At 67.3% G+C, this 12229-nt stretch carries 10 protein-coding genes; 2 read left to right on the top strand and 8 right to left on the bottom strand.

Annotation, left to right across the window (positions count from 1 at the left end):
• Positions 1-12: 12 nt before the first annotated feature.
• Entirely contained in the window at positions 13-576 is a 564-nt protein-coding gene (locus FHR04_RS02240) for a CAP domain-containing protein (RefSeq protein ID WP_139400466.1), read from the bottom strand.
• A gap of 186 nt (positions 577-762) precedes the next feature.
• Positions 763-2046, bottom strand: a complete 1284-nt coding sequence (locus FHR04_RS02235) for a tetratricopeptide repeat protein (RefSeq protein ID WP_249038926.1) — start codon at positions 2044-2046, stop codon at positions 763-765.
• 259 nt (positions 2047-2305) lie between these two features.
• On the opposite strand from FHR04_RS02235, the gene coaE reads away from it, so the two are divergent.
• The gene (gene coaE, locus FHR04_RS02230; RefSeq protein WP_139400464.1) at positions 2306-2920 is read left to right on the top strand and encodes a dephospho-CoA kinase; all 615 of its coding nucleotides are present in this window, start codon (positions 2306-2308) and stop codon (positions 2918-2920) included.
• Positions 2921-2939: 19 nt separating this feature from the next.
• Here coaE and FHR04_RS02225 read toward each other — a convergent pair whose 3' ends face one another.
• The 3 genes from FHR04_RS02225 to FHR04_RS02215 form a co-directional block, all read right to left on the bottom strand.
• A complete protein-coding gene (locus tag FHR04_RS02225) occupies positions 2940-4610 on the bottom strand; it encodes a CTP synthase (RefSeq protein WP_139400462.1) in 1671 nt (556 codons plus the stop codon).
• A 144-nt stretch (positions 4611-4754) separates the two neighbouring features.
• Positions 4755-6914 carry an SF1B family DNA helicase RecD2 gene (recD2, locus tag FHR04_RS02220; RefSeq protein ID WP_139400460.1) on the bottom strand — a complete coding sequence of 720 codons (2160 nt, stop codon included), beginning with the start codon at positions 6912-6914 and terminating at the stop codon, positions 4755-4757.
• 67 nt (positions 6915-6981) lie between these two features.
• Positions 6982-7827: an endo alpha-1,4 polygalactosaminidase gene (locus tag FHR04_RS02215; protein ID WP_139400458.1), complete on the bottom strand. Its 846-nt coding sequence runs from the start codon at positions 7825-7827 to the stop codon at positions 6982-6984.
• A 78-nt stretch (positions 7828-7905) separates the two neighbouring features.
• On the opposite strand from FHR04_RS02215, the gene FHR04_RS02210 reads away from it, so the two are divergent.
• Entirely contained in the window at positions 7906-8226 is a 321-nt protein-coding gene (locus FHR04_RS02210; RefSeq protein ID WP_039682020.1) for a YegP family protein, read from the top strand.
• A 13-nt stretch (positions 8227-8239) separates the two neighbouring features.
• Here the strand turns inward: FHR04_RS02210 and FHR04_RS02205 are convergent, their stop codons facing one another.
• From FHR04_RS02205 to FHR04_RS02195, 3 genes are all read right to left on the bottom strand, one after another.
• A complete protein-coding gene (locus FHR04_RS02205) occupies positions 8240-9151 on the bottom strand; it encodes an acyltransferase (protein ID WP_170213818.1) in 912 nt (303 codons plus the stop codon).
• Positions 9152-9379: 228 nt separating this feature from the next.
• Complete coding sequence (locus tag FHR04_RS02200; RefSeq protein WP_139400456.1) at positions 9380-10504, bottom strand: hypothetical protein; 1125 nt, start codon at positions 10502-10504, stop codon at positions 9380-9382.
• Between the two features lie 415 nt (positions 10505-10919).
• Entirely contained in the window at positions 10920-12131 is a 1212-nt protein-coding gene (locus tag FHR04_RS02195; protein WP_139400454.1) for an acyl-CoA dehydrogenase family protein, read from the bottom strand.
• Positions 12132-12229: the final 98 nt, after the last annotated feature.

The raw sequence follows: 12229 nt of genomic DNA, 5'->3' as shown, positions 1-12229 counted from the left end.
CTTCGGTTTGGTTTAGCGGCTGCCGAAGTCCTGCACCCAGTAGGCACTGTACTGGCCGCCTGTAGCTGGGGCGTACCCGAAGCCCACTTCCTTGTAGGCCGGGTCCATCAGCGCCTCGCAGTGGCCTGTCTTGCTGGCCAGCCAGCCGGCCATCGCCTCCGCGATCTCGGTGTCGCTGTACCCCGCCGCGATGTTCTCCCCCAGACGCTTCCAGCCCGTGTAACCGGCGGCCTCGGCGCGGTTTTTGAGCGTCTTGCCGTCCGGCGAAACGTGGTCAAAATAATTGTGTGCTGCCATGTCCTGGGCGTGGGCACGGGCCGCCTTGCCCAGCAGACCGTTCCAGGCCAGCGCGGGAGCCGCGGCAAAATCCTTGCCCTGACACTGGCGCGCTGTGGCGCGGGCCGCGTTCACGGCCTGAAGCATCCGGGCCTCGGCCGCCGTGGGGGCGGGGCCAGCGCCCTGATCGCCCTGTTGATTCGGCGCAGGGGTGCCGCCGCCGCCACACGCGGTCAGCAGCAGGGTGCAGGTCAGCAGCAGGCTGCCCAGCAGTCGGGGGGAGGTCGGGATTCTGGTCATGCGGCGCTCCTTGCAGGGCTGAGGGAGGGGAGGGGAAACGTCCGCAGCCTAGCCCGGCGGCTCTTGCGGGCGCTTGACGGCCCGCCGGATGAAGGTGCGGTTTTCGACGCGGCCTTCTCGCGGAAGGCAGGAAGAGGGGGCCATCTGCACCCGGCAGTGACCCCCCCCCTCTTAAGGACCGACGGTCTAGCGCACGCGGGCCAGACCGTCCTGCGCCGCCTTGTACGACGGGCTGAGCTGCAGGGCACGTTCGTAGTTGTCGCGGGCCTTCAGGCGGTCTGGCGCCACGGCGCCCGCGCCGCGCTCGTAGCTCAGGCCCAGGTAGTACAGGTATTCGGGGGTACGGCTCCCCAGCGTGGCGGCGCGGGTCAGCGAGTCGCGCGCCCCTTTCAGGTCGCCGACGTCCAGGCTCAGGCGGCCCAGGTAGTAGTAGAACTCCGGGTTGCGCAGCGGGTCCAGGGTCACGGCCTGGGTCAGCTGCGACTTGGCGGTGGCGCGGTCCCCGGCCAGGTAGCTGACCACGCCGTACTGCCCCACCGCGTAGGCGTTGGTGGGGGCCAGCCGGGCGGCCTGCGCCGCCTCGGACTTGGCCGCCCCCACGTCGCCGTTCAGGGCCAGCAGCTTGGCGTAGTACGCGCGGTTGTAGGGGTCGCGCGGGTCGGCGATCACCGCCTGCTGCAGGTAATCCAGCGCCGCCTTCAGGTCCCCGGTGGCGTAGTACATGTCGCCCAGGTTGAACAGCAGCACGCTGTTGTCGGGGTTCAGGGTGTTGGCCTGCTTGAAGGCCTCGATGGCCTTGCCGGGGTCGCCCTGGAGCTTGTACACGTAGCCCCGGTCATTGAAGATGCGGCTCAGGCTGACCTCGCCGGGCTTGCCGGTCTGCGCCTTGGCAATGGTCTCGGCGTCGTCCAGCACCTTCAGCGCCGCCGCGAGGTTGCCCACGAAAGACGCCGGATCGCCCGAACCGATGTATTGCTGCACGTATGCCTGCGACAGGTAGATGTAGCCGTTGAGGCTGCGGGGGTCCAGCTCCAGCGCCTTTTTCAGCGTGTCCAGCGCCGGGCCGAACAGCCGCAGCTTGACCTGCGAGCGCCCCAGGCCCAGCAGCGCGTCTACATTTTTGGGGTCCAGCTCGGAGGCGGCGCGGAAGGCCACGTAGGCCTCGTCGTACTTGCCCTGCTCGTAGTTAAACACGCCCTGCGCCACGTAGTTGGCCGCCGGGATGGTGCGTGCCGGGGCGGCGGGAGCTGCCGGAGCCGCTGGTGTGGTGGGTGCAGGCGTGCCGGGTACGGCGGGGGTCGGCGTGGTGGGTGCCGTCTGGACCGGCGGAGTTTGGGCAGGCGGCGTCTGAACCGGCGCGGGCGGCTGCGCCGGGGCCGTCTGGTCCTGGGCCAGCGCGCGGCCTGGGCCAGCGGCCAGCAGTGTGGCGGCCAGGAACAGCAGGCCGGAAATACTCATGCGTCGATTCACTTGAAAAACCTCCGTGGGTTGGCAATGGTGGGATGAGCTGCACAGATCATACTGCGCCGCCCCCTTGGCCCCTCCGAAACCACGTCCTGAGCGTCATGGGACACGTGCGGCATGATACGGGAGGGCCGGGCGCGCAGGGGTGAAGTGCCAGTGAGAGCGGCTGGAGGGAGATGCGGAGCTGGCAGGGCGTCCCGGCCGCAGTGTCCACTGCCGGTTTGACGCGGGGCTGACCGGCTGCCGGCCCCGTTATAGTCACGGCATGACCCGTCCTGCCGCTGCCGCCCTTCCCCGCCGCCTGGGCCTGACCGGCAGCATTGGCGCCGGCAAGAGCACGGTGGCGGCGCTGCTGCGTGGGCGGGGCCTGACCGTGCTGGACGCCGACGCCCAGGCCCGGCTGGTCACGGAGGAGCCGGAAACCCTGGCCCGCATCGAGGCGGCCTTTCCCGGCACCGTGCAGGACGGCGTGCTGGACCGGCCCGCGCTGTCCGCCGTGGCCTTTGCCGATCCGGCGCGGCTGGCCGAGCTGAACGCCATCGTCCACCCGCGCGTGCGCGCCCGCATGACCGCCCTGGAACTTCAGGCCGTCGCGGCAGGCGCGCAGTGGGTGGTGCAGGACATTCCCCTGCTGTTCGAGGGCGGGCTGGAGGCGGGCATGGACGCCGTGCTGGTGGTGGACGCCCCCCTGGACGTGCGCCTGAGCCGCGTGATGGAACGCAGCGGCTTCACGCGCGAGGAGGTGCTGGCGCGGGACGCCCGCCAGACCCCCGCCGCCGAGAAACGCGAGAAAGCCGATTTCGTGATTGAGAACGGCGGCACGTTGGCCGAGCTGTCGGCGCAGGTGGACGCGGCGCTGGTGGCCCTGGGCGTCGGGTAAGGCCCGGTTTCCCTGTCGCTCAGGCCATCCGTTCAGCAGACGGCTCGGTGCGCACGCCCTGGTGGGCCAGCGCCGCTGCCACGAACCCCGCGAAGGGCGGGCTGGGGCGCATCGGGCGGCTCTTGAATTCGGGGTGGGCCTGCAGGGCCACGAAGAACGGGTGGCCGGGAATCTCGATGCTCTCGACCAGCCCCGCCCCGCGTCCCGCCACCCCCGGCGTCACGCCGCTGATGGTCAGGCCGGCCTCCTGCAACTGCGCCACGTAGGCGGGGTTGACCTCGAAGCGGTGGCGGTGGCGTTCACGCACGGTGCCGCCCTCCGGAACGCCGTACAGCTCGGCGATTTTGGTGCCGGCCCTCAAATCCATCGGCCAGTCGCCCAGGCGCATGGTGCCGCCCAGCCCGGCGACTTCCAGCTGCTCGGGCATCAGGTCGATGACGCGGTGCGGGGCGTAGGCGTCGAACTCGGCGCTGTTGGCCCCTTCTAGCCCAGCCACGTGGCGGGCGTACTCGATCACCGCAATCTGCATCCCCAGGCAGATGCCCAGGTACGGCACGCCGCGCGTGCGGGCGTACTGCGCGGCGTGCACTTTGCCCTCGATGCCCCGGATGCCGAAGCCCCCCGGCACCAGAATGCCGTCCACATCGCCCAGTTGCGCTTCCAGACCCCCCGCCTCACCGCTGGAACTGTCCAGTTCCTCGGCGTTGATCCACTTGATGTTCACGCGCGCGTCGTTGGCGATGCCGGCGTGGGTCAGCGACTCCAGCAGGCTCAGGTAGGCGTCGGGCATGTCGGTGTACTTGCCCGCCAGCGCGATGGTGACCGCGTGCGTGGGCTGCTTGATGGTCCGCACCGCACCCACCCACACGCCCAGATTCGGGTGAACGCGCTCCAGCCCCAGCAGGTCTTCAACCGCCTTGCCCAGCCCCTGCTCCTCCAGCGCCAGCGGAACCTCGTAGACGTGCGAGACGTCGAAGCTGCTAAACACCCGGTTCTCGCGCACCGAGGTGAACAGGGCGATCTTGCGCGTGATCTCGCTGGGCAATTTTTCCTTGCTGCGCACCATCACGATGTCCGGGCTGATGCCCACCGAACGCAGGGTGGCGACGCTGTGCTGCGTGGGCTTGGTCTTGAACTCGTTGGACGTGCCCAGGTAGGGAACGAGGGTCAGGTGCAGGTACAGCACGTTCTCGTCGCCCTCGTCGAAGCGGAACTGCCGGATGGCCTCCAGGAAGGGCAGCGACTCGATGTCGCCCACCGTGCCGCCCACCTCGATCAGCACGATCTCCGCGCCCGCGTTCTCGCCCGCCACCTTGATGCGGCGCTTGATCTCGTCGGTAACGTGCGGGATGACCTGCACCGTCTGTGACAGGTAGTCCCCAGCCCGCTCCTTGCGGATGACCTCCTGGTACACCTGCCCGGTGGTGATGTTGCTGCCCGGCGGAATGTCCAGATCCAGAAAGCGCTCGTAGTTGCCGATGTCCAGGTCGGTTTCCGCGCCGGAGGCGGTCACGAAGACCTCGCCGTGCTCGTAGGGCCGCATGGTGCCCGCGTCGATGTTGATGTAGGGGTCGATCTTGACCGCCGTGACCCGGTAGCCGCGCGCCCGCAACAGGGCGCCGAGGCTGGCGCTCGCCACGCCTTTTCCGAGGGAACTGACCACGCCGCCCGTGACAAAGATGTACTTCATGACTTCTCCACTGTCCGAAAGCGCCTGACCCCCAACGCGGCTGTGACGGGGCCAAAAAAGAAAAACCGGGGCGCTCGGCCTCCGGGATTCCATGGTATCACGCGGAATTGGGGGTGGGGGCGCTGCCGCCAGGAGGAGGCCCGGTCAGCGCCCACGCACCCGCTCCAGCAGGGCGGTGTTGCGCGTCTCGCGCTGCCGCCCCGCCGCCTTGTGCCACGCCGAGGCCGAACCCACCGCGAAGAAACGCTCGCGGGCGCGGGTCAGGGCGGTGTAGGCCAGATTGCGCGACAGCATGGGCATGTGCGCCTCGTGCAGCACGGTCAGGACGCTATGCCACTCGCTGCCCTGCGCACGGTGGACGGTCAGGGCGTAGCCCAACTGCACGTTGAACAGCTCCGCGCCCGCCAGTTCCACCACGTTGTTGTCGAAATCCACGGTCAGGCGTCCGCCCTCGGCCTTCAGGACCGTGCCCAGCGTGCCGTTGAAGACTTCGTTGGTGTAGTCGTTTTTCGTCTGCACCACGATGTCCCCGGCGCGGGCCTCGCCGTCCGCGATCTTCACGCCGCCGTCACCCGGATTGAATAGGCCCTGCAGGTGGTAATTCAGGTGTTCCATGCCCAGCGGCCCCCGGCGCATGGGGGTCAGCACCTGCACCTGTGTCGGCCCGCCCAGATCACGCACCAGCAGCGCCACCCGCCGCGCGCCGCCGTCGGGATCGGCCTCGGTCAGGTTGAGGCGGGGATCGCCCCATTGGGGCGCCGAGCCGTGCAGCAGGTCGTGGGCGGCGCGGATAATCGGGTTCTGGGCCGCCTGGCGGTACACGGTTTTCAGCCGCACGGTGGGGGCGGTGTGCGTCAACGCGTGCAGCGGCAATCCTGCGTCCACCGGGGGCAGCTGATCAGTGTCGCCCACCAGCAGCACCCGCGCGCCCGCCCCCACCGCCGAGAGCAGCGAGAGCATCAGGGCGTCGCCGCACATGCTGACCTCGTCCACGATCAGCAGGTCGTACGGCGCGGGTTCCAGGTGGTTGTGCCGGAAGCCGGCGGGGCCGAAGCCCAGCAGCCGGTGAATGGTGCTGGCCCCCCGCCCCGTGACCTCGCCCAGCCGCCGCGCCGCCTTGCCGGTGGGGGCGCACAGGCCGACGTCCAGCCCAAGACGCTCGGCCAGGTCGGCCACCGCCCGTGTGGCGGTGCTCTTGCCGGTGCCGGGGCCGCCGGTCAGCACCACCAGTCGGTGATCGGCCAACAGATCCAGCACCTGTGCCTGCTCGTCGGACAGATCCTGGGCCGCGCCTGCCGGAACAATCCATTCCTCCCCGCCCGGTGGCGTGGCGATCAGCGTGCGGATCAGGGAAGCCAGCTTCTTCTCGGCCCGCAGAACGTGCGGCAGGTAGATGCGGCTCTCGCTGCGTTCTTCTGCGTCCACCCCTCCAACAGACCGTTCCTCGGCGAACAGGGGGGCCTCGTCATCTGACAGGCGGCCCAGTTCCACCGCCGTTTCGACCGCCAGCTTCGCCTGGGCGGCGCTGACGCGGGTGTAGTGCGCCACGCCGCGCTCGGCCCGCCCGCGCGGCAGGAAGGAGTGGCCGCCCTGCTGCGCGGCCTGTTGCAGCGCGTACACGGCGGCGGCGGTCAGGCGGCGTGGGTCGTCCTGCGCCCCGCCCTGCGCGGCCCACAGCTTGTCGGCGGTCAGGAAGCCGATGCCCTCCACCTCGGTCAAGGCGAACAGGTCGGCACTCAGGCGTTCCAGCGCCGCCTCCCCGAAGTGCTTGACCGCTCGCTGTGCCTGACTGATGCTCAGACCCAGGCCCTGCAACCCCGCCAGCAGGCGCCGCTCCAGCCCCTGCTGGGACCAGCTGCTGACCATCTTGTGCAGCGTAGAGGCCGTGACGCCCGGCACCTGCAGCAGCCGGTCTGGATCGTTCTCCAACACGTCGAAGGTGCTCGGGCCGAACATCCCGGCAATCCTCTTGGCCAGCACCTTGCCCACGCCGCCTACGCGGGCTTCGAGATACGCGGCCACCCCGGCCTCGGTCAGGTCGGCGGGCGCGGCCTCCAGCACCATGTTCAGCACGCGGTACTGGTAGCCGTACTCGCGGTGTTCTTCCATCAGCACGTCGGCGCTGAAGGTGTCCCCGGCGTCCAGCGGGGGCATCACGCCGATCACGGTGGCGTCAGGGTCTTCACCCTCGTCGTTGACGATGCGGGCCGTCATGACGGTAAAGCCCGAGTCGGCGCGGTAACGCACGCGGTTGACCCCGCCGGTCACGCGGAAGGCTTCGGCGGGCGGCGAAAAAGCGGTCACAGGCCAAGTCTAACGTCAGGCCAGGAGGAGGACTGCGAGGGCAGCACGTCGCTCGGACACCGGCGGCTCAGCAGGCCACCCGCCGGTAGTCCGCCTCACGCCCCCCGCGCAGGTACAGGTCCCTGAACATCGAGTTAATGCCCAGGCGACGGGCCTCGGCACAGTTGAGGAACTTCTGCTTATATTCCACGTTCAGCGCGGGTTTGCCACGCCGGACGTACTCGGCCAGCGGCGCACACTCGTCGAACTCCTGGCAGCTCTCGTTCAGGATGCCGTCGAACTTGTCCACCAGCCGCTGCCCGGTGCGGTCCCGGAGCAGCACCTTGTCGGGGCCGTTCTTCTGAAAGATCGCCAGTCCCAGCGCGTGCGCCTCGTCGGCCAGCCAGCCGTTGAAATCGATCTGCTGCTGCGGACTGATCACGCCGCCGGGCACGTTCTCGTCGTTCTGGAGGTTGTCTGGTTCCACGGCGGCAAATCCCTTGTCGCGGCACATCGCCAGCCGCCTGCGCAGAATATCGGCCAGCACGGAGTCGGGCCGGAACACGTCGCGCACGTCCACGAACGCCTCGTCGGTCCAGTCCGGGTCCACGCCCAGTTTCAGCCGGGCCGGGTAGCGCGTGGCATCTGGGCGGTACGGCTCGTAGCTGCCCGCGTTGAGGTAACAGACCAGGTACAGGCCCTGCCCTTTCAGCTCAGCCACGGTGGCCGCAGAGGTCTCGAAGCCGTCCAGGTCAATCAGCCTGATTCCAGCCGGAAGGCTGACCAGTGCCGCCGTCTGCGCCCCGATCTGCCAGTCCCAGCCGTACAGCCCCGCCGGGGGCGGCCCGGTGCGTGGAACCGGCAGCCCCAGCCCGGATTCGCCGATCAGGCCACACGCCACCGCCACGCCCAGGACCAGCCTCACTTTGCTCACCCCCCCACCTTATCCCTCTGGCCGCCCCTTCCGGCGTACAGTGGACGGACCAACAATTCACACCTCTGGGGGACCACCATGGCAGCGAAGTTCATCTTGAAGACGTCCGGCGATCAGTTCATGTTCAATCTGCAATCCGGTAATGGTCAGACAGTCCTGACCAGCGAGCGCTACACCACGAAAGCGGCGGCCACCGGCGGCATTGCCTCGGTCAAGAAGAACGCCGCCGACGACCGGATGTACGAACGGACCGCCAGTGGCCTGCGCTTTAACCTCAAGGCAGCCAACGGTCAGGTCATCGGTGTCAGCCAGAATTACGCCAGCGAGGCCTCGGCAAAAGACGGCATGGACGCCGTGAAGCGTGCGGCGGCAGAAGCCCTGGTCGACGACCAGACCTGAAGTTCAGGCCGGATCAGCGTTCGCCGGTGACCAGCTGCGGGGCAGGCTGCCCCTCGTCGGGCCGGCGCGTCTGGTTGGGGGTGGGCTCGGGAAACTGGGGGTTGGCCTTGCGGTCCGGGGTCCGGGGGTAGGTGCGGGCGTTCACCTCGACGCCGCCGATCATGGCGGGTTCGCGGAGTTTCAGGCGGGTGGTGCGGGCGGGCAGGCCCATGGCAATGCCGTGCGGCTCGATGTCGCCGCGCAACAGGGCGTGGGTGGCCAGTAGGGCGTCGTCGCTGACCACGCTGCCGGCCAGCACCGTGCTGTGGTAAGTGATGCGCGCCCCGCGTCCGATCACCGTGCGCCGCAGGGTCACGTCAGGGCCGTCCAGCACGCTGTGGGTGTGGCTGTAGATGTTGACGTAGTCGCTGATGCTGGCGTTGTCGTGCAGCTCGATGCCGCCGATGTCGTCCAGCAGCACATGGCGGTGGATCACCACGTCGTCGCCGACCTCCATGTTGTAGCCCACGCTGAATTCCACGTTCTGCCAGCACTTGAAATCCCGGCCCACCCGCTTGAAGATGCGCCCTGCCAGAAGGCGCCGCAGCGGGATGGCGATCACCGGATTCTGGCCCACCGGGGTCTGGTCCAGCCCCTTCCACAGCCACAGCAGCGGCTTGACCCGGTCAAACTGCGCCGCGTCGGTCGCCAGGTAGTATTCGGCCTCAAAGGTCACGTTGCGGGCGTCCAGATTCAGGGCGGCGATGGGCGCGTCGCTCAGCAGGTCTGCGTAGCTGCGGCCATACATCGCCTGTGCCAGGACATCGCGGGCCAGGGCATACCGGTCACATTCGGGATCGCTCAGACGGGCGTCGAGATCTCCCAGGAAGGTGGTGTACGCGTCCTGGGCGTCCTGCGCAATGTTTACCGGTTTAAGCCAAGTCACGTCCGATACTTTACCCGCCTGCTGTGAAAAGTAAAGTAGTGTGATGCGCCCACGCCGGACCAGAAGCTCCGCCCTTCCCTGGGTGCATGTGAATCACCCACAGGCAGGCTGGGTGGCGGACTATACCGCCTCCCTATGGGTGGGTGGCTGTGTGGCGGGTAGATAGGCTCGGCTTCTGGAGGCAAGAAGGCGCGCAGTTCGTGTGCCGCCCCCGGCTTTTGTCCGCGCTCAGTTCCCCAGTCCGGTGGCCGTTTGTAGCGGGCCGACCACCACGTTCGCAGCCGTCAGTTTGTTCTGCCACAGCGCCAGTTCCCCGCGTTCGGTCTGGTCGTCGACGACTGTCGAGCGGTTGTTGCTGCAGACACTACGGTTGGCGCTGGTGCAACTGGGCGTCCACAGGTTGTTGTACCAGGTATTGCCGTTGCTGCGAAAGCGCGTCCAGCCGATCAGGTTGTCCTGAATGGAATTGTTGAAGAAGGTGGGTGGCGACTGGCTGGCGCCGCCCTGGATGTCCCACATGTAGGCCCCGACATTCGCCGTGGGAATGATTTCGCCGCCCGGCAGACGACCCGTGGACAAGATGCGGTTCTGCCAGACATGTTGATCGTGGCCGCCCGCGATGGCGACCCCCTGGTTGGAGGTGTTGATGATCTGGTTGCGGTAGACCTCGATGTAGCCTCCCGACACCGCCAGATCCTTGTGTTTGCCGTCCCCGAGCATGATGCCGCCGCCAGAATATGACTTGTCGTTCAGCGGATCCACCGCGTAGGCCCCGTGAATGTAATTGTTGTGAATCCGGATGGGGCTGTCCGGGGTGCCGCTGCTCTCGTACAGGTTGATGTTTTCCTCGGGCGCGCTCTTGCCGGGCTGGTTGACCATCTCGTTCCAGGCAATCTCGATGTTGGGCACCCGGACGACGTGGTTGAGCTGAACGGCCTGCACGTAGTAGCGGCGGCCCGTCGGGCGGCCTGTATGGTCCACGTAGCGCCCGTCGACGTCCTGGACCTTGTTGCGCAGGATCTTGATGGTCTGCCCCTTGGCGGCGTCACCCTGAAACCTGTTGACGTACATGCCGGACGTGCCCTGCATAAAATTGTTCTCGGCCCGCAGGTTGAAGATGAATTCGACCGCCAGAAAGCGGCCCGGAAACGCCTGATCTGCCTGGGGATTCAGGCCATACCCACGGGTATTGCGCACCGTCAGGTCAACGTTGAAGCCGCGGATCAGATCGCCCCGTCCCCGAAGGTTGGAGTTCTCGATGATCACCGGTTCACGCGTTTTGATGGTCACGGCGGGCACTTTGGGATTCAGACTCTGCCAGTTGCCGCGGTAGATGCCGCCCCTGGTGATCACCAGCGGATCACTATAGGAAGGCCCTGCCCCTGGCCCTGCAGGGCCATTCGTGGCCGAGAGGGCCAGAGCTGCGAAACCCAGACCCAGCGTCCATGTCATTGCCACCCGCGTCCCTCTGGAAGCTCGCTTCACGTTGTATACCTCCAGAAGATCTTAATCGATTCCAGAGCATTGGCAGCTTGATGACCGCCGGTCAGCACTAGCCGCATTCTTAGAGCGAGATGGCGTGCTTATTGCTTTGGGCAAGGGCTTGACGCTCTCAGGCGAGGCGAGGCGGCCTGCGGCATGATTGGTTCAGTGGGGCGGTGATTCTGAGGGTGCCAGGGCAATTCAAAGCTCGGCCCTACACCCGTTTCCCGGCTGAAAAGAAGAGGGCGGAGCGCCTCATACGCTCCGCCCCCTCCCGTCCGAATATTCAGTCCGCGAAGCGCTTCAGTACGTCGCGGCTGATCACCAGACGCTGCACCTCATCGGTGCCCTCGCCGATACGGGTCAGGCGGTTGTCGCGCCAGAAACGTTCGACGGGGTATTCCTTGACGTAGCCGTAACCGCCCAGCATCTGAATGGCCTCGTCGCAGGCCTCGACGCCCACCGTGGTGGCGAACAGCTTGGCGCGGGCCACGGGCGTGGTGAAGTTCTCGCCCGCGTCCTTCAGGTCAGCGGCCTTGCGAATCAGCAGGCGGGCTGCTTCCAGTTTGGTGTCCATGTTCGCCAGTCGGAAGGAAATGTCCTGGTTGTGGGCAATGGGCTTGCCGAACTGCTCGCGCCCCAGCGTGTATTTCGCGGCGAACTCGAAGGCGGCGCGGCCCAGGCCCAGGCCCATCGCGGCGATGCCCACGCGCCCGCCGTCCAGCACCTTCATCACGTCCTTGAAGGCGTTGCCGCGCTCGCCCAGCAGCGCCTCGGCCGGCAGGTGGATGTCCTCGAAGATCAGTTGGGCGGTGTCGCTGCTGCGCAGGCCCAGCTTGTCTTCCTTGCGGCCAATCGAGAAGCCCTCAACCTCATCCCGGTTGAACACGAAGGCGCTGATGCCGTCGTTCTTGCCCTTGCCCTCGCGGGCGGCGTCGGTGCGGGCCAGCACGACGTAGGTGCCGCCCACGCTGCCCTGCGTGATGAAGTTCTTGGAGCCGTTCAAAATCCACGAGCCGTCCGCCTGCTCCACCGCCCTGGTCTGAAGGCCGCCGCTGTCGCTGCCGCTGCCCGGCTCGGTCAGGCCCCACGCCCCCAGCTTCTTTGCGCTGGCGAGGTCAGGCAGGAACTTCTGCTTCTGCGCTTCGGTGCCGCCGATCAGAATGTGGCCCTGGCACAGCGAGTTGTGGCTGGCGACGGTCAGGCACAGCGAGCCGTCCACCGCCGCAATCTCCTCGATGATCATGGCGAAGGTGGCGGTGTCCAGCGCCGAGCCGCCGTACTCCTCGGGCGTCTGCGCGCCCATGATGCCCATCTCGCCCAGTTCCTTCACGATCCCCATGGGGAATTCGCCCGTCTGATCGCGCTCGGCGGCGCCCGGCTCCACCTTGTTCTTCAGGAAGGACTTGAGGGCGCCGACAATCGTGCGCTGATCGTCGTTCATGGGCTGGACGTTGGGGCTGATGGCGGCGGCTGAGCGGTCAAGGGTGCTGGTCATGGGTGTTCCCTCCGGAAAGGTCTAAAGGTCTAAGGGTCAAAAGGTCTAAGACGGGATCAAAGCGAGGGTTTGGAGAACGGAGTTCGTCTGGCTGGGAG

Source organism: Deinococcus radiopugnans ATCC 19172 (assembly GCF_006335125.1).
In the GTDB taxonomy this organism is placed as follows: Bacteria; Deinococcota; Deinococci; order Deinococcales; family Deinococcaceae; genus Deinococcus; species Deinococcus radiopugnans.
This window is presented reverse-complemented; position numbering and strand designations above follow the sequence as displayed.